The sequence below is a fragment of the Corallincola platygyrae genome (assembly GCF_039544265.1).
In the GTDB taxonomy this organism is placed as follows: domain Bacteria; phylum Pseudomonadota; class Gammaproteobacteria; order Enterobacterales; family Neiellaceae; genus Corallincola; species Corallincola platygyrae.
Map to the genome: position 1 here is coordinate 151,944 of NZ_BAABLI010000012.1, position 24,561 is coordinate 176,504.

Here is a 24,561-nt window from a genome sequence, read left to right on the forward strand (position 1 = left end):
AAAAGCCTGTTCAAATAGTAGAACAGGCTTCGTCAAACAAACGTTAATTATCTTTAAAAATCATCATCATCACCATCAAGGGTGACACCATCCAGGAATCCGGAACCGCCAGCTGGCTCCTCCCCTTGCAGCTTAATCATCAATCGCAGATCGTTCGGCGAGTCAGCGAAGTGCAACGCATCGGCGTAACTGATTTCGCCAGCCTGATAAAGGTCGAACAGCGCCTGGTCAAAGGTCTGCATCCCCTGTTCACGAGACTTAGTCATGGTCTCTTTGATCAGGTGCATCTCGTTACGGCGAATATGCTCGGCCACCATAGGGGTATTCAGCATAATCTCAATTGCCGCACGACGGCCATTACCATCCCGACGCGGTACCAGCTGCTGAGCAACAATGCCGCGCAGGTTAAATGACAAATCAAACAGCAGTTGGTTGTGCTTCTCTGTGGGCGCCAGGTGCATAATACGGTCTAGCGCCTGGTTAGCGTTGTTAGCGTGCAACGTAGCCAGACAGAGGTGACCAGTTTCGGCAAAGCTAAGCGCATACTCCATGGTTTCCATGGACCGGATCTCACCAATCAGGATAACGTCTGGCGCCTGACGCAACGCACTTTTCAGTGCGGCATCAAACGACTCAGTATCCAGGCCAACTTCACGCTGGGTGATCAGACTCTTTTCATGCTGATGCACGAATTCGATGGGATCCTCAATAGTCAGGATATGACCGCGAGAATGTCGGTTACGATGGCCTAGCAGAGCTGCCAGTGAGGTTGATTTACCAGTACCGGTCGCACCCACAAACAGTAGCAAGCCACGTTTGGACATTACCGTTTCTTTCAGAATCGGAGGCAGCCCCAAACTGTCTGGATCCGGGATTTGAGTTTCAATCTTACGGGCAACCATGCCAGCACTGTCACGCTGCCAGAACGCACTGATACGGAAACGGCCTACGCCATTCAGTGCGATAGCGAAGTTACATTCGCGTTCTTCATGGAACTGAGTTTTCTGCTTCTCGTTCATTGCGCTTTCGACGATCTCCAACGCGCGGTCACGAGTCAGTGGCGTCTCCGCCAAAGGCGTCATCTCGCCATCGATCTTGGCGCTGGGTGGAAAGCCAACAGTAATGAAAAGGTCAGACGCCTTATCATTACTCATACGTGTCAGCAGTTGATTTAACAGCATGGCCTAACTCCCTTAGATAGCGTTCTTATCGTGCGCTTTCAGTCTCGCATCATCAGCAGTCACAATACCTCGACTCACCAAGCCCTGCAGACATTGGTCAAGGGTCTGCATGCCGTGAGCCATACCGGTCTGAATGGCTGAGTACATCTGCGCAACCTTATCTTCACGGATCAGGTTACGAATCGCTGGGGTACCGATCATAATTTCATGAGCGGCCACACGACCACCACCCAGTTTCTTGAGCAGGGTCTGAGAGATTACTGCGCGTAATGACTCTGATAGCATCGAGCGCACCATGGCTTTTTCTTCTGCCGGGAATACGTCAACAATACGGTCAATAGTTTTTGCTGCCGAGGTGGTGTGCAGGGTACCGAATACCAAGTGACCGGTTTCTGCTGCTGTCAGGGCCAAGCGGATGGTTTCCAAGTCACGCATCTCACCAACCAGAATCACGTCAGGGTCTTCACGAAGTGCGGAACGCAATGCAGCGTTAAAGCTGTGCGTATCTCGGTGCACTTCACGTTGGTTGACCAGGCATTTCTTGTTCTCGTGAACAAATTCGATCGGGTCTTCGATGGTCAGAATATGGTGATGCTGGGCTTCATTGATGTAATCAATCATCGCCGCCAGCGTGGTCGACTTACCGGAACCTGTTGGTCCCGTCACCAACACCAGGCCACGTGGATACTCAGAAATCTTCTTGAAGATCTCTGGTGCGCCCAGGGTTTCCAGAGTTAAAACCTCGGTCGGAATGGTACGGAAAACCGCGCCAGCACCACGGCCCTGGTTAAAAGCATTCACACGGAAGCGAGCAAGGTTAGGAACCTCAAACGAGAAATCCACTTCCAAGTGTTCTTCATACTCCCGACGCTGTTTATCATTCATGATGTCATAAATCAGCGAGTGCACCTCTTTGTGCTCTAATGCGGGAACATTGACACGACGCACTTCGCCATCAACGCGGATCATTGGCGAAACACCGGCGGACAGATGTAAATCTGATGCATTATGCTTGACAGTAAACGCCAGTAATTCGGTAACATCCATAGCCTAGCTCCAGAAGATATCAGGTATTCAAATTCTTATGAGTGATGTAACGGCTCGCCTACGAGCTTTGCTCGACCGCATCGACACCGCATGTCAGGACCACCAAAGGCAACCTGGCAGCGTCACCCTTTTAGCTGTCAGCAAGACCAAGCCTGTGGAGGCTATTGCTGCCGCAGCCGACGCGGGTCAAAAATGCTTCGGTGAAAACTATGTTCAGGAAGCAGTCGATAAAATTCAGCAGCTCTCAGATCTGGGACTGGAATGGCATTTCATTGGCCCCATCCAATCCAACAAAACTCGTCTTTTGGCTGAGCACTTCGACTGGGTACAAAGTGTAGACCGAATCAAGATAGCCAACCGCCTCAGCGAGCAACGTCCGAGCCACATTACGCCGTTAAATATTTGTATTCAAGTCAATATAAGTGACGAACCTCAAAAGGCCGGGATCTCGTTGCAAGCCTTGCCAGAACTGGCGAAGCAGGTCTCAGAATTACCCAATGTTGTGCTCCGTGGGGTGATGGCAATTCCTGCTAACGTGACCGGTTTTGAAGCACAGCGAGCACAGTTCCACCGACTTAAATTGGCGTTTGAAGATTTAAAAAGCAGCTATCCGACCATAGATACACTATCTATGGGGATGAGTGGCGATCTTGAAGCTGCGGTGGCGGAAGGTGCTACCATGGTCAGAGTTGGCACCGCGATATTTGGCGCCAGAGCGCCCAGACAATAGATAAAAGCCCAACAGCTAAGGGATAGACAAACAGATGTTCGAACAGCAGGAACACAAAAAAATCACCTTTATCGGTGGCGGTAATATGGCCCGCAGCATCATTGGCGGCCTGATTAAGCGCGGCTATCCAGCCAAGTTGATTAGCGTTACAGCACCAACTGATCGCACTCGCGAAAGAATGGCTGACGATTTTGGTGTAAATACCTTTGAAGATAATGCCAAAGGAGCAAATGACGCCGATGTCGTGGTATTAGCGGTGAAACCGCAGCTGCTGGATGTGGTGTGCGAACGCCTGGTCGCTGATATGGGCGGCCATGGCGACAAGCTGTATCTCTCAATTGCTGCTGGCGTGCCACTGGAAAAGCTGCGCACTTATTTGAGCGGTGCACCTCGTATTGTTCGTTCAATGCCGAATACACCATCCTTACTGGGGCTCGGCATGACCGGCCTTTATGCGCCTGCAGGCGCGAAAAACGAAGACAAAATGCTGTGTCAGGGCCTGATGGAAGCGGTAGGCAAAATCGTCTGGGTGGAAGAGGAAGCCGGTATCAACCACGTGATCGCAGCCGCAGGCAGCGCTCCGGCCTACTTCTTCCTGTTTATGGAAGCGATCCAGAAAGAAGCAGAAAACATGGGCTTTGATGCCGAAACGGCTCGCGAATTGGTGCAGCAAACAGCCTTGGGCGCCGCGCAGATGGTGACCGAAAGCACCCTGTCTTTTTCTACATTGCGCGCTCAGGTAACCTCTAAAGGAGGCACCACCGCTGAAGCAATCCGAACCTTTGAAGAGGGCGCGTTGTCAGAGTTGGTGGCCAAAGCAATGCGGGCCGCAGTTGATCGTGCCGACGAAATGGCAAAACAATTCTAATTCACAGCAAGATCCCAACAGGAGAGTAACGCTATGGCGAGTCAGTCCGCCTTTGTGTTTTTGGTCGACATCCTTTTTAACCTCTATTTAATGGTGGTGATCCTTCGGATCTGGCTGCAGCTTGCACGCGCCGACTTCTACAACCCACTTTGCCAGTTTGTGGTGAAAGCGACCCACCCGGTAGTGGGTCCTCTGCGTCGCGCGATCCCACCCATTGGCCGTTTAGACACAGCAACGCTGGTATTTGCCTTCGCGATTGCCTGTATCAAGGTTGTTTCATTGGCACTGCTGATGGGAGTAAATTTTGATGTAGTCGCAGTGCTGTTCTCAGGCGCCATCACGTTAGTTAAAGAAACCTTCTCAGTGGTGTTTTATGTCCTAATCCTGCGCGCGATCCTAAGCTGGATCAGTCAGGGGTATAACCCGATAGAGATGGTGATGGGACAACTGACTGAACCGATGCTATCTCCTATTCGCAAAGTCATACCGCCCATGGGTGGCTTAGACCTGTCGATTCTTATCCTGATAATCGCCCTGCAGTTCTTTAAGATCCTGCTGTTCGGCGGGACGATGTTTTAGGGAGCAAGGTTTTAGGGAGCTAGGTTTTAAGGGACTAGGTTCCAATAGCTGCGTTCTGAAACAGAAAAATTAACGTGTCAGCAGTAGAACAAACAAACTCCGGCCTCGTTTTGCGGCTCTATATTCAGCCCAAAGCGAGCCGGGATAACTGGATGGGATTGCACGGTGATGAGATAAAACTCGCTATCACCGCGCCACCCGTCGACGGCAAAGCCAATAGCCACTTGATTAAGTACCTGGCCAAGCAATTTAAAGTCGGGAAAAGTTCTGTGGTGCTGTTAAAAGGTGAAACCAGCCGTCACAAACAGGTGGCTATCACGCACCCCCAACAGCTACCCGATGCTATCAAATCGCTACTCTCGGTAACCGACTAACCGATCCTGTGGCACACTTCTATAATCAAATAACTACAACAAGATAAGGGCAAATGATCATGGCCAAGCAACATACAGTGCGCACACTATTCGCACTCTGCTTAGCGCTACTTATGCTGGTGGCTCTGCCAGCCAAGGCAAATGTTGAGAAGTTCGGTGACGTCCACGTCCATTATGTCGCCTTTTCCAGCACCTTTCTGACCCCAGCCATAGCCAAGGCCTATGGCATCAAGCGCAGTCGCACCAGCGGCCTGGTCAATATCTCGGTACTGGACGCAGGAAAGCAAGGCAGCCCTGCAATGGCGGTGGGCATTAAAGGTGAAGCCCGCAACCTGATTGGAAACCGTGTTGACCTGGACTTTAAAGAGATCCGTGAAGAAAACGCCATCTATTACATCGCCCCTATCGATTACAGCAATGAAGAAACCTTCCGCTTTAAAATCGATCTGACGTTGGCAGATGGCAGCGTGAAAACGGTGGAGTTTCAGCAGAAGTTTTATGCGGATTAAATAGCGTTCCTCCCTTATCTGTTTGTAAGAAGACCAGAATGAGGGGCTATAAAAACCGAAAATCCCCCTCACCCAATGCCCACTCCCCCAAGGAGAGGGTATTGGGCTTTTACCCATCTCTTCACTCTGCGTTACAATGCGCCCCTACTTATCATCAGAAACTAATTTCGATATGAAAAAAATCGTCCTCGCGACTGGCAATCAAGGCAAAGTCAGAGAGTTAAACCAGATGCTGGCAGATACCGGCATCGATGTGGTCGCGCAGAGCGAATTCGATGTGCCTGAAGTACCAGAAACCGGCACAACCTTTGTCGAAAACGCAATCATCAAGGCGCGACACGCAGCGAAAATCACTGGCCTGCCAGCCATTGCGGACGACTCAGGGTTGGAAGTCGATGCACTGAATGGCGCACCTGGGATCTACTCTTCTCGTTTTGCCGGTGAACCAAGCGATGACCGAAAGAACCTGGAGAAAGTACTCACCCTGTTGGAAGGTAAAACGGCGGAGCAACGCTCTGCACGCTTTCAATGTGTACTGGTCTATATGCGTCACGCAGATGACCCCACACCACTGATTTGCCAGGGCAGCTGGGAAGGTGAAATCGCGCTGGCTCCAAGTGGTGAAAATGGCTTTGGTTATGACCCTGTTTTCTGGGTTCCGTCGGAGCTGAAAATGGCCGCAGAACTGAGTAAGGATCAGAAGAACCAACTCAGCCATCGCGGTCAGGCGTTGAAAAAGCTGCTGGCAGCATTTGCTGAAAAATAACTGCGTTTTAATCGATAGAATTCAGCCATGCTAACTTTGCCGCCGTTATCACTCTACATTCATATCCCTTGGTGTGTGCAGAAATGTCCATACTGCGACTTCAACTCTCATGCTCTGAAGGAGGGAGTTCCGGAAGACCAGTATGTCGATGCGCTGCTGACAGACCTGAAACAGGATGCTCACTATGCTCAAGGACGGCAAATCAGCTCTATTTTTATTGGTGGAGGTACTCCCAGCCTGCTTTCCGCCGATGCTATCTCACGACTGTTAAGCGGTGTCCGCGATCTGGTACCACTGCAACCAGACTGCGAAATCACATTAGAAGCCAACCCTGGCACAGTAGAGAGTGACAAGTTCACCGGCTTTCAACAGGCAGGCGTTAATCGTATCTCCATAGGTGTTCAGAGCTTTCAAAATGAAAAGCTGACAGCCTTAGGGCGTATTCATGGTAAGAATGAAGCTTTGCGCGCCATCGAACAGGCGCAGCAGGCAGGCCTGGACAGTTTCAATATCGATTTGATGCATGGTCTGCCGGACCAGTCCCTTGAAGATGCGCTGTCAGATCTTGCTCAAGGCATCGCCATGGCGCCACCTCACATGTCTTGGTATCAGCTAACCATTGAGCCCAACACCCTATTCCATAGTCGCCCGCCAACATTGCCCGATGACGATATACTCTGGGATATCTATGAACAGGGCCATAAAGTGCTGCAAGCGGCTGGCTACCGACAGTACGAGGTATCTGCCTATCATCGGATAGACGAACATCGCGCAAATGAGACCAACGACTATCGATGCCGTCACAATCTGAATTACTGGCGGTTCGGCGACTACCTGGGTATCGGTTGTGGTGCCCATGGCAAAATTACACTTCCGCTGCAAAACCAGATCCTGCGTACCAGCAAGATTAAACACCCGCGCGGCTATTTGGCCGCGAAACAGCAGTTTGTTGATCAACAGAGTTTTATCGCTAACGAAGATCTTCCATTCGAATATTTTATGAATCGGTTCAGACTGTTTGAAGCTTTCCCTATAAGCGAATACAGTGAACGCACCGGTCAGCCATTATCGAGCGTAGAAAAAACCTTGGCTGATGCCGAGCAGCAGGGACTATTAACGATAGAGCGGCAGCACTTGCAGCTCAGCCTGAAGGGACACAGGTACCTCAACAGCCTGCTTGAATCCTTTTTGGCTGATTAGCTTGTGCTGATCTATCAAAGGCTAAATACGGTAGATGACATTCAGAGATGTAGTACTCAAACGGATTTTAGATTTTATGATCCCTTCCCGAATTAAACTGATGGTCAGTGCAATAGCGCTGGCAGGTGTACTGTCAGGCTGCGAACCTGCGGCAGAAGCACCACCAAAACCCATCAATGCCAGCGAGCAACCGGCCACGCCTGAACAGGCAGCGTTCAATGCTGAAGTAAACAAACAGCTTGATGAACTCTATATGGCCCTCATTGAGCGTCATCCTGAATGGCTGACGGCGCTCGGTAAAAAGCAGGACTATGACAAGTGGAACGATCGCAGCGAAGCTTTTGAAGCGGAAACGCAAACCCTCCTGCGTCGGCAGCTTGCCCAACTCAGAGATATCGACAATCAACAATTGGTTGGTGAAACAGCACTCTCTTATCAACTGTACATCGACTTTCTAAACGACCAGGTCGAAGACTATAAGTGGCGCTATCACACTTACCCTGTGCAACAGATGGGCGGCCTGCAATCACGCGTTCCTTCTTTGCTGATTAACCAGCACAGAGTTGAAAGCCAGGAAGATGCTCTGGCCTATGTGGCGCGTCTTTACGGTGTCCCGGCTCTGTTTGAGCAGCTTTTGGCACAACTCAGAAAGCGGGAAGAGTTAGGTATTATCGTACCCAAGTTCATCATTCCCTACGTTATCAGTGACAGCCAAAACTTGCTGAAAGGGGCGCCTTTCGAAGTGGCAGAAAGCGGCGAACCGCTTCCTGATAGCACCTTGATGGCTGATTTTCGTGCCAAAGTGACCGCATTAGACTTGGATGAAAAAGTCGAACAGAAGCTGTTAGACGCTGCCGTTTTAGCACTGACGGAGCATGTAAAACCCGCGTACCAAAAGCTGATCGCTTACCTGACAGAGCTCGAATCTAAGGCAGACAATAACGCGGGCGTATGGAAGCTACCTGACGGCGGACAGTTCTATCAAACCATGCTGGAGCGTCAGACAACCACCGACATGACAGCAGAACAGATCCACCAAATTGGGTTGGATGAAGTCGCCCGTATTCACGAAGAGATGCGCGCGATTATGCTGGAAACCGGATTTACCGGTTCACTTCGGGAGTTTTTCCAGTTCATGCGCGAAGATCAGCGCTTCTACTACCCAAATACTGATGTAGGCCGCGCCGCCTATCTGACAGAAGCGACTGCCCTGATTGAAAATATGAAGGGGCGTTTGGACGAACTGTTTCTCACCAAACCTAAGGCCGAGTTGAAAGTTAAGGCCGTTGAACCGTTTCGTGAGAAAACTGCGGGTAAGGCATTTTACGAGTCACCATCGCTAGACGGTACCCGACCGGGGATCTACTACGCCAACCTGTACCGCATGAGCAATATGCCGATTTACCAAATGGAAGGGCTGGCATATCACGAGGGGATCCCTGGCCACCATATGCAGCTAGCGATCGCTCAAGAAATAGAAGGCTTGCCGCTGTTTCGGAAACTAGGAAACTACACCGCATATATCGAGGGGTGGGGCCTCTACTCCGAACTGTTACCCAAAGAGATCGGCTTGTATCAAGATCCCTACTCCGATTTCGGCCGGCTGGCGATGGAACTTTGGCGGGCCTGTCGATTGGTCGTAGATACCGGTTTGCACGATAAGCAATGGACGCGAGAGCAAGCCATCGCTTACCTGTCCCAAAATACACCTAATGCCCTCAACGATGCAGAGCGCGCTATTGACCGCTACATAGTCCTGCCCGGTCAGGCAACCACCTACAAGATAGGTATGAATAAGATCCTTGAATTGCGTGAACATGCCAAATCGCAGTTAGGCGAAAAGTTCGATATCCGTGCTTTTCACGATGTTGTGCTGACCCACGGCCCACTGCCATTGGATACGCTGGCGACCCAAGTGGACGCGTTCATTGAGCAATATCAAAAACAGTAACCACTGTACGCTTTACGGCTAATTTTAAAGCTGCTAACTTGGCCTCTCTTCTCGAGAGGCCTTTTCCTTAGATTTAAATCTCGCCTCTCCCCTATGGAGGTTACATTTTGAAGCAGGATGCTCACTCTCCGGCGATTTCCGCGCCCACATCCCAACCGTTTTCTTCAGGGCCTGTCTCTTCCGGGCCAGTCTCTTCTGGGCTAAGAATCGATATAGACAATCTGGACGAAGCCGAGGTGCGCCTCCAGCAACTTCACCTCTATGTCGACAATCACCAACATGACCGCCTCTTGGCCCCCATGCTGGCGCTCATTACCGGCTCTGTACTCAGTATCTGGGTGACCTGGCAGGTTGCCGCCCTCTGGATGTTGGTGGCATTTCTAATCACCCGCAACTATCTGCGTGTGTACAACAACTTTAAGCAGGCAGACCCAGAAGCGGCAGATGTCGTTAAGTGGGAACGAAGAATTGCCACCGCTCATGGCATGCATATGCTGCACTGGGGCGGTCTCTGTATATGGGCCTGGCAACCGGGTGTATTCGAGAACCATATTTTTATCGCCATGATTGTGCTTGGCCTGATGTGTGCCACCACGGCCATGAGTTCACCCTCATATCGCCTGTTCATCAGAGACATGGCACCGGTGGTTATTATTGGTTGCGCCAGACCGCTATTTGAAGAGGGTTTGTTGTATCACGCCATGTCGGCACTAAGTGTCTGTTTCTCTATTTTGATGGTGAACGTTGGACTGCAGATCCATCGCAACCTGTTGCGTATGCTTTGCCTGCAGCAGGAACGTCGCCAGTTGATTACCGAGTTGGAAAACATGGCGACAACCGATGCACTGACAGGTGTTTCAAACCGCCGTGCATTTATTCAGTGCGCCAGCGAAGAGATCAACCGTAGTCGCCGTTACGAACACCCACTCAGCCTGCTGATGATCGACATTGATCACTTCAAGAAAGTTAACGATACCTTTGGCCATGCCATGGGCGATGAAGTGATCAAACAGGTCGCGCAAATGATCGAGCGTGACTGCCGCCACAACGATCGATTGGCGCGCTTTGGGGGCGAAGAGTTTGCGGTTCTGTTGCCCGAGTCTGAGATCTGCTTAGCTGAACTCACTGCAGAAAGAATTCGCCAGCGGATTGAAAGCACTGAGATCATCAAAGAGGGTCAAGAAGTTCGCGTCACTATCTCTGTCGGTGTTGCAGAGTTGAGCGCAACCGACCAGCATATTGATCGCCTGTTGGATGTCGCGGATAAACGCCTTTATCAGGCGAAGAACAATGGACGTAACCGAGTAGAGACGGCGTAGCCCACGCTAATCTGGCCCTAACCCTTGCCCTGACCTCAAAAAAAACGCAAAGTTAGCTCGCTGTTAAAACCCGAGGTGACTATGCGTTATTTTCTTAGCCTACTGTTCGTCGCAATCAGCTTGCCAGCGCAAGCAGAGATGCTCTCCGTTGATCGGATCTTCAGTGATCCCTCCCTCTCCGGCACACCACCGAAAAAATTAAAAATTGCGCCAAATGGCAGTCAGGCTTCATTTATTCGACCTCGCGAAGACGATTACAACGCATATGACCTATGGAGCTATGACATCACCACCGGCAAAACGGCCAAGCTGGTTGATGCCGCATTGCTCACCGGTGGTGAAGAGGAACTTTCAGACGAAGAGAAAGCACGCCGCGAGCGCCAACGTATCTTTGGCAAAGGTATTCTTGAGTACCACTGGTCACCCAACGGCGAAGCACTGTTGTTCCCTCTGGGTGGTGATCTGTACCTCTATCACCTCTCCCTGAAACGTGCACAGCAGCTGGTAAAATCTGAGGCGTTCGAAACCGACGCCAAAGTCAGCCCCAACAGTCGATTTGTCAGTTTTGTGCGCGAACAAGACCTTTATTTCGTCAACGTCAAAACTGGCGAAGAGACCAGAGTCACCAAAGATGGTGGCGGCCCTATCAAAAACGGTATGGCCGAGTTTGTTGCCCAGGAAGAGATGGGTCGGATGACTGGCTACTGGTGGTCGCCAGATGAAGCAAAAATCGCGTTTATTCGTGTTGATAACAGCCCGGTTGACCGTGTTATCCGCAGTGAAATCTATGCCGACGAAATCAAACAGATTGAGCAAGCCTACCCAGCCGCAGGTCGTCCAAACGTCACCTACAAACTAGGCGTCTACTCTCTGGCGGACGGCAAAACCCAATGGGTAGATTTGGGCAGTGAGCCTGACTATTACCTGCCTCGCGTCAACTGGACGCGTAGCAGCGACCAACTTACCTATCAATGGCAGAACCGCAGCCAACACCTACTGAAACTGATGCTGGTGAATCTGCCTGACGGCAAACAGCGCGAAGTACTGCGCGAAACCAGTAATACCTGGATTAACCTGCACAGTGACCTGCGCTTTCTTAAAGACGGTGAGCACTTCGTCTGGGCATCAGAGCGTGATGGTTTTAAACACCTCTATCTGTACAACCTGGATGGCAAACTGGTTCGCCAGTTAACCCAAGGCGAATGGATCGTCGATAAGCTCGAAGCGATTGATGAAGAAGCGGGCCTGCTGTTTTTCAGTGGCCGCAAAAACACGCCGCTTGAGAAGCACCTTTACTCTGTAACGCTGAAAGGCGAGCCAAGCATCAAGCGTATTACCCGAGATAATGCCTACTACGATATCTCATTTGCGAAGGATGGCAGTCACTACCTGGCAACCTCCTCAACCGTCAACACGCCACCTCAAGTCAGTTTGCACAAAGCCAGTGGCAAGCAGTTGGCTTGGATCGATGAAAATCGCCTCAACAGTCGTCATCCGCTAACGCCTTACCAAGACCAATGGTCACGACCAGAGTTTGGCACCATGAAAGCGGAAGATGGCCAGACCATGCATTACCGTATGTTCAAGCCCGTCGACTTCGATCTCAGCCGTCAGTATCCGGTAATAGTGCGTGTTTATGGTGGTCCTCACGCCCAGCGCGTGGTGAACCGATGGAGCTGGCAGAACCTGTGGACACAGGTGATGGTGCAGCGTGGTTTCCTGGTGTTTGAACTGGATAATCGCGGCTCATTTAATCGCGGCAAAGCATTTGAAGATCCTATCTATCGTCACCTTGGTGAAGTTGAGCTCAAAGACCAAGTCGTTGGTGCCAAGTACCTCAAAACCCTGCCCTATGTTGATGGTGACAAGATCGGTATCTTTGGCCACAGCTACGGCGGCTACATGACCCTTATCAGCATGTTTAAAGCAGGTGATGTCTTTGCTGCTGGCGTTTCCGGCGCGCCGGTTACCGACTGGCGCCTTTACGACACCCACTACACTGAACGTTATCTGGGCCACCCAGCTGGCAACAGCCAGGGCTATGAAGCCTCTGCCGTATTCCCATACGCAGAACAGCTGAAAGGGCCATTGATGATCTATCACGGTATGGCTGACGACAACGTGCTGTTTACTCATAGCACCAAGCTCTACACGCAGCTGCAGAATGCCATGCTGCCATTTGAAATGATGAACTACCCGGGTAAGAAACACTCTATCCGCGGCAAAGAGACCCGCATTCATCTTTACCGCACCATTCAACAGTTCTTTGAAAGGCATCTGATGCCGGAGCTTTAATTCGTTCGGTCGCCAATCAGTGATTTCCGAACCAAAGGCCCTCTTAGATAAGAGGGCCTTTTTGTATTCTAGAAAACGCTTAGTGCTTCATTTTTCTCAATAGCTAAATTGCAGTCCAGGAAACAAAGCTATTATTCTTCAATAACCTAACTGACCTGAGTAGCTGTGATGCAAACCGATAAATATGATCTGATTGTTTTTGGTGCCACCGGCTTTGTGGGCCAAATCATCTGCCGTTATCTGGTTGGACACTATGCATCTGAAGACCAGCCTCTCAGGTGGGCTATCGCTGGACGCTCCAAGACCAAGCTTGAGCAACTGAAACACTCTTTGGGGCAACAGGCTAATGACCTGCCAATAATCGTCGCCAACGCGAGCGATGAGGCCTCACTGCTTGAGATGTGTCAGCAGACCCGCGTCGTGATGTCCACTGTCGGCCCTTATGCCCTCTATGGCGAACCACTGCTAAAAGTCTGTGCTGAATCCGGTACCGACTACTGTGATTTAACTGGTGAGCCTCAGTGGATTAAAAAGATGCTCGAGCGTTATGAACAAACTGCAAAGGCTTCCGGTGCTCGCATCGTCAACTGCTGTGGATTTGATTCCATCCCTTCGGATTTTGGCGTCTGGTTTATTCAGCAGCAGGCAATCGCTAAGTTCGGCAAGCCACTAAGCCAAATCCAAATGCGGGTAAAAGCGATGCGTGGCGGATTTTCAGGTGGCACAGCGGCCAGTTTGATGTGTGCACTTGAACAGGCCAGCGAGGATCCTGAGCTGCGCCGGGAGATGGTAAATCCCTACTCTCTTTGTCCAGAACATCATGGCCTTAATACTCGCCAATTCAACCAGAAAGGCCCGCGTTTCGATGAGTCTTATAAGGCCTGGAGCGCGCCTTTTGTAATGGCTGCAATCAACACGCGCATTGTGCATCGCTCCAATGCACTCACTGGTAACAGTTATGGCAGCGACTTCCAATATGATGAAGCCATGCTAACAGGACGAGGTTTCAAAGGCAGGCTGACAGCGATTATGCTGACGGGGGGGCTAGCGACATTGATGGTTGGAGGCAGCTTCAGCCCAACCCGGTCATTAATCTCTCGTTTTATGTTACCCAAACCCGGTGAAGGGCCGAGTCCGAAGGCACAGGAAACTGGCTTTTACGATATGCGTTTTTGGGGACAAACTGATGATGGCCAAACCCTGAGGGCAAAATTTACCGGCGACAAGGATCCAGGCTACGGCTCAACCGCTAAGATTCTTTCACAAGCGGCTATCTGCCTGGCAAGAGAACTAACACACGAGCAAACACCGGGGGGCTTTTGGACACCATCTACAGCGTTTGGCGAAAAGCTGTTACCTCGTCTCCGCGATTATGCGGGGGTGGTGTGTGAGTTGTTAGAGTGAGCAGCTATTTACCACACAGTGAATAAGTAAGGTTTCTGTGCACTGTTTAGTTTTGACCTGCTAAGCATTTTAAAGACGCTTGATGTGACAGTGTTTCAAACTGGGGAACAGTGATAGCTTTTGCGCATGAGCGAGACGAATAAACTATTGAACTTATTTTACTTTCTTTCCATTTCGGTACTCACACTCATAGGTTTCTGAGGCTTCAATGTCGCCGCATATTCCAAGTCCATGTGGAATTCCCGCTTCGAATATGCCATCGAAAAAACTCTCATCAGCAAACCATACGATCTTACCTTTACCGCTTTTCCGACCATCGACCCACTGTCCAGCATACTTGTATTCATCAACTATCAATAATTCACCCTCTCCATGATAACGATTGTTCAAGAATTCACCGATGTAATAGTCCCCATTTCCAAATGTGTAACTTCCCTTACCTGACATTTCATTCTTCAGCCAATGACCTTTGTATGTGAAGCTCAATGGAAACGCTAAAGTTAGCTCTCCAAACCCGCTTCTCTGCCCAATGTCATCATATTCACCAACATAATTATCCATGTAGGATTCAGGAATTGGGCCGCTTTGGAGGGCTCCGCGACGATAGAAATAGTAAAATTTATTGCCTGAAGGTCTTGTGAGAAGAAAGCGACCGTGTCGCCTCCCTTCAGCAAATTTGCCCGCTGCTGTAGAGCCTGAGTTATCGTAAATTACAAAGTTTCCCTCCATGACTCCATGCTCAAAAAAGCCTTGGTACTTGTCGCCTAGTCCAGTGACAAAAATGCCTTCTCCATTCGGTTTACCACTGCACAACTCACCAGTGTAAAGACCCTTTTGCACACCTCTTCTATAGTCTGGAAGCTCAAGCTCGATATCCCTCTCCTGTATACAATCACCAACTGGCGATGAAGCCATTGCCGGAAAGCATAAAACCCAAACCAAAAACAAAAGAAATACGTTCATTAACTGTTACCAATAATCACTTTGTCGATGCTAAACCATTCCATGCTTCTCAGTGCTTGCCTGGTGGAGAGTAAAAAGCAATCAACGTTTAAGAATCTTGAAACTAGAAATTACCGTGTACTTTAGGCTGCACTTACTCTACAACTGAAAAGTGGCAGATACGACATTCAACTGTTAAAACTCGTTCAACCACACAACAATCACTTACAAAAATCTCTGCGTAAAAAGTCGCCAAAACAGCGTCCAAACCTTGCCCACCAAGTAACAATTCGGCAACATGCGCCGTCTAATAAGAAAAAATTATATTAAATTTCCTCTCCAGGGAGCAGAAGATGATGTGGTACCGTGCCGCGGCATTAGCGCTGGCCGTTAGTGTTTTAATGCCTGTTCACGCCAAAACGTGGACCAAACAGCCATTTGATGACAAATTCCGTCAACTCGACGAGATCCTTCCCACACCTAACGAATACCGTACAGGCTCTGGCGCACCCGGCCATAAGTACTGGCAGCAGCAGGCCGACTACAAGATCCAGGTCAAACTGGATGAAGAAGCCAAACGCATTACCGGTAGCGAGACCATTGTTTACACCAATAACTCGCCAGACCGCCTCAACTACCTGTGGGTCCAGCTGGATCAGAACCGATTTGAGAAAAACTCAGACTACAACCTGAGCCTGCGCGCCCAGACCCGCTATATCATCAAGCCTTCCGATGCCGGTGATAAACAGTCGCTGAAAGATTTTCGTGGCCGTACTGCCCGTCAGAACTTCGATGGCGGTTACAAAATCAGTAACGTCTTTGATGCAGGTGGCCAACCGCTGCGTCATACCATCAACAAGACCATGATGCGTATCGACCTAAATACGCCACTACTGCCAGGCGAGCAGTTCACCTTCAGCCTGGACTGGTGGTACAACATGGTGGAAGCCAAGACCCACGGCGGTCGTGGCGGCTACGAATGCTTTGAAAAAGATGGCAACTGCATCTTCCTGGTAGCCCAGTGGTTCCCTCGGATGGCGGTTTACGACGATGTAAACGGCTGGCAGAACAAGCAATTCCTTGGCCGTGGTGAGTTCTCACTGGAATTTGGTGATTACGAAATCAGTTATGACGTGCCTGCCGACCATATTGTTGCCTCTACCGGTGAACTGATTAACGCCGAAGAGGTGCTGACGAAACAACAGATGCAGCGCCTAAAAAAGGCAAAGACGGCCAAAAAGCCGGTGCTTGTCGTTACCGAAAAAGAAGCTCGCAAAAACGAAGAAGACGACACCAGCAAGCGCAAGGTGTGGACCTTCCGCGCTGAGAACGTGCGTGATATCGCCTGGGCCAGCTCGCGTAAATTTATCTGGGATGCCTGGGGCGTGAAGAGCGGTGACCAAACCGTGATGGCAATGTCCTACTACCCGCAGGAAGGCAACCCGCTGTGGGAACAGTACTCCACTCAGGCGATCGTGCACACCATTGAGCAATACAACAAGTACAGCTTTGATTACCCTTATCCGGTTGCCATCTCGGTGAACGGTCCGGTGGGCGGCATGGAATACCCCATGATCACCTACAACGGCCCGCGCCCTGAAATAGACAAAGAAGATGAAACCAAGCGTACTTATTCACGCCGCACTAAGTACGGCCTGATCTCGGTGATCATTCACGAAATTGGTCATATCTACTTCCCGATGATTGTGAACTCTGACGAACGTCAGTGGACCTGGATGGATGAAGGCTTAAACACCTATGTTCAGTTCCTGGCGGAACAGGCCTGGGAAGAGAACTACCCTTCTCGTCGTGGTGAGCCGCGTAAGATCATCGATTACATGACCAGTGCCAAACAGGTGCCGATCATGACTAACTCCGAGAGCATTCTGCAGTTTGGTAACAATGCCTATGGCAAACCGGCAACGGCGCTGAACATCTTGCGTGAAACCATCATGGGTCGTGAACTGTTCGACTACGCGTTCCGCGAGTACTCTCAACGCTGGAAGTTTAAACGCCCCATGCCTGCTGACTTCTTCCGCACCATGGAAGATGCATCTGCAGTCGATCTGGACTGGTTCTGGCGCGGCTGGTTCTACAGCACAGACCATGTCGATATCAGCATTGATGATGTTCGCGTGATGCAGGTAAACACTGAAGATCCAGATACCGAAGCAGAGTTCAAACGTGAGCGCAAAGCCGCAGAACCCGACTCACTGTCAGTGCAACGCAATGAAGGCATGGAGCGTCGTGTCGACCAGTTCGACGATCTGGAAGACTTCTACAACGATAACGATGAATTCACCGTTTCTCCGAAAAACAAGAAGGATGCGGAAGGCAAACTCAAGCCTTACGAAGATTGGGAAAAGGAGATGCTGGAAACCGAAGGTAACTTCTACCTGCTCGACTTCAGCAATGTCGGTGGCCTGGTGATGCCGATTATTCTGAGTATCGATTATGAGGATGGCAGTCATGAAGAGTTGCGTATCCCAGCAGAGATCTGGCGTCAGGATCCGAAGAAAGTTTCGGTGCAACTATGGCGTGAAGAGCTGATCAGTCAGGTGACGGTTGACCCACATTGGGAAACGGCCGACGCGGACATCAGCAACAACTATTTCCCGCGTAAGATCCTGCCTTCTCGCCTGGAGCTGTTTAAAGAGAAGAAGAAACGCAACCTGATGAAAGAGATGCAGGAAAAGGATTAATCACCAAAACTATCGTTCAGATCAACGTATAAGACACTGATCTGATTATAAAAACCGTTCTTCAATGCAAATCACGTTTTAGTAAAAAACGGTTTGTGTATGAAGGGCGGTTTTTTTTACTGTCCTGACTGATGACCAGCACTTTAATTAAAGCTTGGCGCACACCAAGGATAACATTGATGAAAAAAACAACTGCCGTCGCGGGCCTGCTCGCAACGACCCTGCTTGGCACCGTGCCCTGCCTGAACACCGCCAACGCTTCCAGCGCAGATCAAACTATCGAGCCTCGTACGCTGAAAGTGAAATCTCATGTGATGGATCTTTCCATCATTCCAGCCGCACCTCCTAAAACCCAGCTACCGGCCGACTGGTGGCAAAATGCGGTTTTCTATCAAGTGTTCGTGCGCTCCTTTAGTGACTCCAACGGCGATGGCCACGGCGATATCCAGGGACTAATCGATAAGCTGGATTACATTGAGGCACTGGGAGTGAGAGGGATATGGCTAATGCCGATGACATTAAGCCACTTCCACACTAACGGATACGCTGTTGTCGACCACCGTAAGCTAGAAACGGACTACGGTGAAATGAAAGACTTTCAGCGCTTGCTGGAAGAGGCACATAAGCGGGATATTGGTATCATCGTCGACTACGTCATGAACCATGCCGGCGTCAGTAATCCGCTGTTTCGTGCCGTCACCTACGGTAGAAATCAAGAATACAAAAACTGGTTTGTCTGGCGCCCAGATAATCCGGGTTGGACACGCTGGGATGGCAGACAGGTGTGGCATGGGATCCGCTCAGGCGAGCATTATTACGGCGTATTTTGGTCTCTCCTGCCCGACTTTAACCTGAAGAACCCGGATGTGTTGGAATACCATTACAGCAGCATGCGCTACTGGCTCAATATGGGCGTCGATGGGTTTCGTTTCGATGCGGTAAAACAGTTTGTAGAGAACGGAGCCTCAGCTCAGGAAGACCAGCCAGAAACCCTAGCCATCTTAAAAGATGTGCAGGCGCTGGTAAAAAGCTATGACAACACCTACATGGTATGCGAAGCACCCGGCCAGTCCACGCTGTACTCCGGTGATGAGGCCTGTGGTAGCGCCTTTAGCTTTCGATTTGGCAACGATCTGATCCGTTCCGTAAAACACGGCCGTGCCGCGGGCTCACTTGCCGAAAACTATTGGCACAGAACAGAGCGGCCTTACACCAATATCGCCACATTGTTAGCCAACCATGACCCGTTTGCAGGCAAACGCCTGATGGAGCAGTTTAGTGATGACGAAGCCCGCTATAAGTTGGCAGCGACGCTGCTATTAACCCATCCAGGCCAGCCTTTTGTTTACTACGGCGAAGAGATTGGCATGCGACATGTTCGCAACGAATCAAATAAAGACTTTGCGCTTCGTGGCCCCATGAGTTGGCAAGCAAATAAACAAAACGGTGGATTTACAGAAGGTCGTCCTTATCGCGGTTTGGCAACCAACGTCATGACCCACAACGTTGCCATGCAGGAAGCTGACCCCAACTCGCTTCTGAATACCTATCGTGAGTTGATCAAGCTGAGAAACAATAATCCGGCGTTGCAAAATACGGCTCCGTTAACTGTGCTCACAGAATCTGGCGATAAGGTGGCCATGTATCTGCGCCAATCCGCCACTCAAACACTGTTGGTAGTGGTCAATCTCGATGACGATGAAACAAGCATTTCGTTGGCAGACGCGACAAAAAGAGCAAAATCGACAGGAGACTGGCACCCAATCTATACCAGTGCAGAAGCGCTCAATACCGGCGAAGCACTCAGTGCAAACTCAGAGATAACCTTGCCGCCATTAAGCGCTACCGTTTTGGAGCTGAAACCCAACTAGCGTCTGCGCCAGGCATGCCCGGTAGCAATAAGTAAAGAGTTCAGCAGCTAGGGCCCAGTTCAATAACTGGGCCTTTTAGAATGTTCCAGCTAAGTTGTTCTAACCGAGCGGGCTCGGTAAAATCTAACGCCTGGCGCATTACCCCAGCTACCATCAACTTTGAGAGCCTCAATGAATCGTCTGCCTATTTTGACCGCGTTGTTTACCCTACTTGTCGTGATTTACTCAAAGTCGGCTTTTGCTCATACCTACCACGCCACGCTGACCGATATCCGAATCAACCCACAGACCAATCAGATGGAAGTTGTGCACCGCTTTTTTGCTGATGATGTGGCCAAGGTGCTTTCAGCTGAAACCGGCACTAAAGTGAAGTTTGGGGATAAGTTGCTAAGTGACCAAGAGCCACTGATTCAGGCATATGTTGAAAAACAATTTGTACTGACAGGGCCGGACAAACAGCGCTATTCACTGAGCTATGTGGGTGCTGAGTTAGATACCCATTACCTGTTTGTCTATCAGGAAGCGCCAGCTCCCAAGCTTTACGATGGCTACCAGTTGAAAAACAATCTACTGTTCGGCCACCTGCATGACCAGATCAACACGGTAAATATCAAATTTGATGGCGTATCACAGTCGCTGGTATTTACACCCAGAGAAGTGAGATTGCCGATTAGTCGACCATAGAAAAAGGTATGACTTTACGTCTAGTAGCTTAATCCCATTAGTACTGTCGTTTGGCCCGACAAAAAGATCGCACTAGTGGTTACATTTGAGCATCTGCGCGCTAGATCACACCTAAACCACTCTGTCATTCTCCTGTCAGTGAACCACTGGCACACTGAGTCGTATTAAGAATTATTTTCTTTCAGGCCTAGCTCTGTGCTGAACAAATTCGTAGACCATTTCTTCCGTCCACTGGACGCGTCCTCCGTCGCGGTGTTTCGTATTGGCTTTGGCTTGGTGATGCTGATTGATGCCATTGGCCATATTGGCTTTGTCGATTTGCAGAGCATGTATGTCGAGCCGACTGTATTCTTTAAGTACTATGGCTTTGAGTGGCTCCCAGCGCTACGCGAGGGGGTGTATTGGGTCTACGGCATCTCAGCGATTGCATCGCTTGGGTTGATGCTGGGTTTCCATTATCGAATAAGTACCGCGATAGTCGCGATATGCAATGCGGCGATATTTCTACAGGATCAGGCCCAATACCTGAATCACCTATATCTGTTAATACTGTTCTCCAGCGTGATGGTGTTTGTACCGGCTCACCGCTACTGGTCATTGGATGCCAAACGGAATCCAGCCATTGCCAACGATACCCTGCCCGCCTGGTGCCGGATACTGCTGATTGTGCAACTTGAAATCATTCTGATCTATGCGGGCATAGTGAAAATCAATCCGGACTGGCTGCAATTAGAACCCCTCGCGACTTGGTTGGCCAAACGCCAACACATGCCGTTTGTCGGTGAACTATTTATGGACCCGAACATGATTACACTGGCGGCTTACGGCGTGATCGCACTCCATCTGGTGGGTGCCCCCTTGTTGTTATTTAAACGCACCCGCCTCTACGTGATCATTGTGTATGCCTGCTTCCATACGCTGAACCACTTTGTATTTGATATCGGCGTATTCCCTTGGGTGACCCTGTTTGCCAGTTTGCTCTGCTTTGAACCTGATTGGCCGCGCCGCTTCTGGGCCAAACTAAAACGGACTTCCTATCAAGCGCCGACACTAACGCCTATCGCCATGCCTGCAAAGCCGATAGCTACCACGATTACTATCTCAGTCTGCGCCTGGCTGGTGTTTCAGACTGTGGTACCACTGAGAAATTATGCCTATGCGGGCGATGTCGCTTGGAACGAAGCAGGCCATAGATTCAGTTGGCGAATGAAACTTCGCAGTAAGCAAGGTACAGCGATCTTTATCATTCAAGATCCCGCCACCGGCAAGCGCTGGCGCTTTGATCCGCGCCCTATGCTCAACCGTCGTCAGAAGTTTAAGATGCCCTGCCAACCCGATATGATCCTGCAGATGGCTCACTATCTTCGAGATCATTTGGCACCAGAGAAGTTCAACGTCAACAATCCCCAAGTGTATGTTCGTACCTATTGTCGACTGAATTACCGACAACCTGCGATGTTCATAGACCCGAAAGTGGATTTGGCTAAGACAACACGTCACTTGGGGAACAACGACTGGGTTCTGCCGCTAACCAAACCCTTGAATCCAAAACATTTGCCAGATTGGTTTCCGAAGTTCGAGAAGTAAAACGATTTAGAGGGTTAAGCGGTAATAGAACGCTTGAATTACATTTTTGGTCACTAATTAATCACTCTTGGATAAAAAGAATGATCGGGGCGTCAGAACAGAACGAATTAAATTAGCGCTTACGGGCGATACGCTACACTTTTGGGCAAGCAGTTTTGCAAAGTTCATGATGCAGAAAAGGTTCAGCAACCCTACCCACGTAAACCTCGGTGATTTGTGGCGATTCAGCCCGCCACAACTGCCCGACCCTTTGGTTCAAAAACCACGACTGCTTTCTGAAATAATCGCCGATAAACAACCTGTTGCGATAATTGCGCCATCTGGATACGGAAAAACCACGTTAGCGGCACAACTATTTAGCCACTGGCAGGGAACACACGTCTGGGCGTCTTTTGCCGAGATGGAATTGGCGATGGCGGATCTCGCCAGAACGCTGGTAACCGCCTTTCACCACGCCCTGGAATTTGATCTGGCATTGATGCACCGAATCAAAGAAGGTCTGGTGGATGACCCTCGCTCTTTAATTGAGCTGGTGATTACTGAGCTGCAACGTCACCCTACACCCACGCTACTGGTGTTAGATAACCTAACGCAGCTCAAGTCAGGCGAATTGAGTGAAGCCATAGACCGCATGCTTCAAGCATGGCCTTCTCAGCACAAGTTAGTGATCACCAGTGGTTCAGCTCACTGGCTTAATCTAATCTCACCCGAGAGTAGAGGCAAGTTATCTATTTCTGACGCAGAGCAACTGAAGTTCGACCGCAACGAGTTGATACAACTGCTGGGAGACAACCTTTCACCCGCTCTTCAAGAGTTGGCCCTGCCCTTCATCGAAGGGTCACCCGCACTGGCCTGGATCATCCGTAATGCGCAATTGAGTCAGCAGGACCTGACCGATATCAACTCAACAGAAGAGCTAGTCTCTCGATGCCAACAGAAGATAACTGCAGCACTACCAAAGGATGAAAAACAGTTCCTGCTGGCAAGCAGCCTGACCGATTACTTTAACCTGACACTCGTCGAACAGATGCTGCAACAAGACTGTCAGGCACTTTTACCACGACTGTTGAAACAGCAGCTTTTGCAGGGTACTAATTCAGACCCCAGTTGGTTTCACTTCCACAAGCTTTGGCGTTTTCAGTTCCGGCAAAACCTCATCTCTCAAGACCCGGAACTTGCCAGAACCTTAGTACGACGCGCCGCAGACTGGTGGATGCAACACCAGCAACCGCGTCAGGCTATCTACCTTGCGAAAACCATTAACGACGTGGCCTTGATGCAGAGGTTGGTTGCGGAACATGGTTGGCTCATGTATCAGCGTGGTCAGCATCAACTGCTTAAACAAACCATAGAGCTGATCCCATCAAGCCAAAGGGCAAAGGATCCTGCATTGCTAATGGTGGCGGCCAAAGTCTTTCTGATTGACGACATGCCTGCTTCCAAGCTGTTCTTGGATCAACTGGAGACGCATATCGATGGCGACGGAGAAGCCAGCCGAGCCATACAGGTCAGTCACGCTTGTCTGCGTTCAACCTATGCACTGAAAGCCTTTGACCTGCCCTTGTTGAGAAAGTACGCCAGAACCGCCTATGAGTTAGCTCCCATTGCCCCCGACATACTCACCCCCTCGGCCTATGCGGCATTGGCTGAACTGCTTTGGGTGGAGGGAGAGATAGATAAAGCCAGGTACCTATGGCTGGGTGCGCTGCAGGAAGCCAAACAACGGGGTTATGTGGTTGACCAGCTCTGGCAGGCCCATTTTGTTGCCACAACTTTCTTCTATCAGGGCAAACCCGAAGCGGTCAGGGAGTTCTATGAAGAAGCACATGATGCGGCCCAACAGCACCAACTGCGTTATACCGATTCTCTCTGGTGTATTTACCGGACTGAATCTGAAATCGCATTGCTCAGAGGCGATTGGCAGGAAGCAAAACGTTGCAATGACCAGGCGATGCATATCACCCGTAACTGGCCGGAAGAGGCCCAACTGCCCTGCCTTGTTTTAAAAGCGTTGCACCATAAAGCAACACATGGGCCAGATGCTGAGTTCGACCGACAGTTGGAAACCATCGAATATCTCACCTACCAGTATGAGCATCACCCGTTTGTACTATGCCGGGCACATCAGTTGTTATTGAGCTGGTGGAACAGCAAAGGCGCATCAGGAAAGATCCAGGACTGGCTGTCACTTCAACTTAGCCAAATCCATAGCCAAACCTTGTTTGATATCCACTACCGCCGTAACGTCGCCGCCGCACATTTCTACTGCAGCAATGTCGAGGCCGCAGAAGAGTTAGCGGAGCAGGCGGCAACACTGGCCTCCAGTTTTACCGCAGCGGCAGAGTCCCTAAGTTCACATTTACTTTGGCTATTATGCCAGGATGAACTGAGCAGATCGGAAATAAATCAGTTCCTAGAGAGGCTTTCGCAACAACAGCGGCTCGGCGAAATTAAGCTCTACTGCGAGCTATATCGCCCATTACTTCAGCATTTAAGCCCGAGTGACGATGCTTACCGATTAATCATGGGCAGACTGCCGAAAAGCTAATTTT

19 protein-coding genes are annotated in these 24,561 nt (G+C 50.1%); 16 read left to right on the forward strand and 3 right to left on the reverse strand.

Going from position 1 to position 24,561, the window contains the following annotated elements; all coding sequences use genetic code 11:
- Window positions 1-53: 53 nt before the first annotated feature.
- Together ABEA14_RS10600 and ABEA14_RS10605 are read right to left on the reverse strand one after the other, a co-directional pair.
- A complete protein-coding gene (locus ABEA14_RS10600; protein WP_345339966.1) occupies window positions 54-1,181 on the reverse strand; it encodes a PilT/PilU family type 4a pilus ATPase in 1,128 nt (375 codons plus the stop codon).
- Window positions 1,182-1,193: 12 nt separating this feature from the next.
- On the reverse strand, window positions 1,194-2,228 hold the full coding sequence (locus tag ABEA14_RS10605; protein WP_345339967.1) for a type IV pilus twitching motility protein PilT: 1,035 nt from the start codon (window positions 2,226-2,228) through the stop codon (window positions 1,194-1,196).
- Window positions 2,229-2,265: 37 nt separating this feature from the next.
- Here ABEA14_RS10605 and ABEA14_RS10610 point away from each other — a divergent pair, with 37 nt between their 5' ends.
- From ABEA14_RS10610 to ABEA14_RS10660, 11 genes are all read left to right on the forward strand, one after another.
- A complete protein-coding gene (locus tag ABEA14_RS10610) occupies window positions 2,266-2,958 on the forward strand; it encodes a YggS family pyridoxal phosphate-dependent enzyme (protein ID WP_345339968.1) in 693 nt (230 codons plus the stop codon).
- 34 nt (window positions 2,959-2,992) lie between these two features.
- Complete coding sequence (gene proC / locus ABEA14_RS10615; RefSeq protein ID WP_345339969.1) at window positions 2,993-3,826, forward strand: pyrroline-5-carboxylate reductase; 834 nt, start codon at window positions 2,993-2,995, stop codon at window positions 3,824-3,826.
- A 33-nt stretch (window positions 3,827-3,859) separates the two neighbouring features.
- Entirely contained in the window at window positions 3,860-4,405 is a 546-nt protein-coding gene (locus ABEA14_RS10620; protein ID WP_345339970.1) for a YggT family protein, read from the forward strand.
- Between the two features lie 74 nt (window positions 4,406-4,479).
- Window positions 4,480-4,779, forward strand: a complete 300-nt coding sequence (gene yggU, locus ABEA14_RS10625) for a DUF167 family protein YggU (RefSeq protein ID WP_345339971.1) — start codon at window positions 4,480-4,482, stop codon at window positions 4,777-4,779.
- A gap of 59 nt (window positions 4,780-4,838) precedes the next feature.
- On the forward strand, window positions 4,839-5,288 hold the full coding sequence (locus ABEA14_RS10630; protein WP_345339972.1) for a DUF4426 domain-containing protein: 450 nt from the start codon (window positions 4,839-4,841) through the stop codon (window positions 5,286-5,288).
- A 172-nt stretch (window positions 5,289-5,460) separates the two neighbouring features.
- Window positions 5,461-6,054 carry an XTP/dITP diphosphatase gene (locus ABEA14_RS10635; RefSeq protein WP_345339973.1) on the forward strand — a complete coding sequence of 198 codons (594 nt, stop codon included), beginning with the start codon at window positions 5,461-5,463 and terminating at the stop codon, window positions 6,052-6,054.
- 27 nt (window positions 6,055-6,081) lie between these two features.
- Complete coding sequence (gene hemW / locus ABEA14_RS10640) at window positions 6,082-7,254, forward strand: radical SAM family heme chaperone HemW (RefSeq protein ID WP_345339974.1); 1,173 nt, start codon at window positions 6,082-6,084, stop codon at window positions 7,252-7,254.
- Between the two features lie 76 nt (window positions 7,255-7,330).
- Complete coding sequence (locus ABEA14_RS10645; RefSeq protein WP_345339975.1) at window positions 7,331-9,205, forward strand: DUF885 domain-containing protein; 1,875 nt, start codon at window positions 7,331-7,333, stop codon at window positions 9,203-9,205.
- Window positions 9,206-9,312: 107 nt separating this feature from the next.
- A complete protein-coding gene (locus ABEA14_RS10650; protein WP_345339976.1) occupies window positions 9,313-10,524 on the forward strand; it encodes a GGDEF domain-containing protein in 1,212 nt (403 codons plus the stop codon).
- 81 nt (window positions 10,525-10,605) lie between these two features.
- Window positions 10,606-12,819, forward strand: coding sequence for a S9 family peptidase (locus ABEA14_RS10655; RefSeq protein WP_345339977.1), 2,214 nt, complete (start codon window positions 10,606-10,608; stop codon window positions 12,817-12,819).
- A gap of 168 nt (window positions 12,820-12,987) precedes the next feature.
- Window positions 12,988-14,223 carry a saccharopine dehydrogenase family protein gene (locus ABEA14_RS10660; protein ID WP_345339978.1) on the forward strand — a complete coding sequence of 412 codons (1,236 nt, stop codon included), beginning with the start codon at window positions 12,988-12,990 and terminating at the stop codon, window positions 14,221-14,223.
- 153 nt (window positions 14,224-14,376) lie between these two features.
- Here ABEA14_RS10660 and ABEA14_RS10665 read toward each other — a convergent pair whose 3' ends face one another.
- Window positions 14,377-15,186 carry an MORN repeat-containing protein gene (locus tag ABEA14_RS10665; RefSeq protein WP_345339979.1) on the reverse strand — a complete coding sequence of 270 codons (810 nt, stop codon included), beginning with the start codon at window positions 15,184-15,186 and terminating at the stop codon, window positions 14,377-14,379.
- Between the two features lie 332 nt (window positions 15,187-15,518).
- Between ABEA14_RS10665 and ABEA14_RS10670 the strand changes: the two genes are divergently transcribed.
- The 5 genes from ABEA14_RS10670 to ABEA14_RS10690 all read left to right on the forward strand — a co-directional run bounded on the left by ABEA14_RS10670 (window position 15,519) and on the right by ABEA14_RS10690 (window position 24,557).
- Window positions 15,519-17,867 (forward strand): M1 family metallopeptidase, encoded by a 2,349-nt coding sequence (locus ABEA14_RS10670; RefSeq protein ID WP_345339980.1) that lies wholly within the window; start codon window positions 15,519-15,521, stop codon window positions 17,865-17,867.
- A 179-nt stretch (window positions 17,868-18,046) separates the two neighbouring features.
- Window positions 18,047-19,738 (forward strand): alpha-amylase family glycosyl hydrolase, encoded by a 1,692-nt coding sequence (locus ABEA14_RS10675; protein ID WP_345339981.1) that lies wholly within the window; start codon window positions 18,047-18,049, stop codon window positions 19,736-19,738.
- Between the two features lie 171 nt (window positions 19,739-19,909).
- Window positions 19,910-20,422, forward strand: a complete 513-nt coding sequence (locus tag ABEA14_RS10680; protein WP_345339982.1) for a DUF6702 family protein — start codon at window positions 19,910-19,912, stop codon at window positions 20,420-20,422.
- A 195-nt stretch (window positions 20,423-20,617) separates the two neighbouring features.
- A complete protein-coding gene (locus ABEA14_RS10685; RefSeq protein WP_345339983.1) occupies window positions 20,618-22,009 on the forward strand; it encodes an HTTM domain-containing protein in 1,392 nt (463 codons plus the stop codon).
- A gap of 166 nt (window positions 22,010-22,175) precedes the next feature.
- Complete coding sequence (locus ABEA14_RS10690) at window positions 22,176-24,557, forward strand: winged helix-turn-helix domain-containing protein (protein ID WP_345339984.1); 2,382 nt, start codon at window positions 22,176-22,178, stop codon at window positions 24,555-24,557.
- Window positions 24,558-24,561 lie beyond the last annotated feature (4 nt).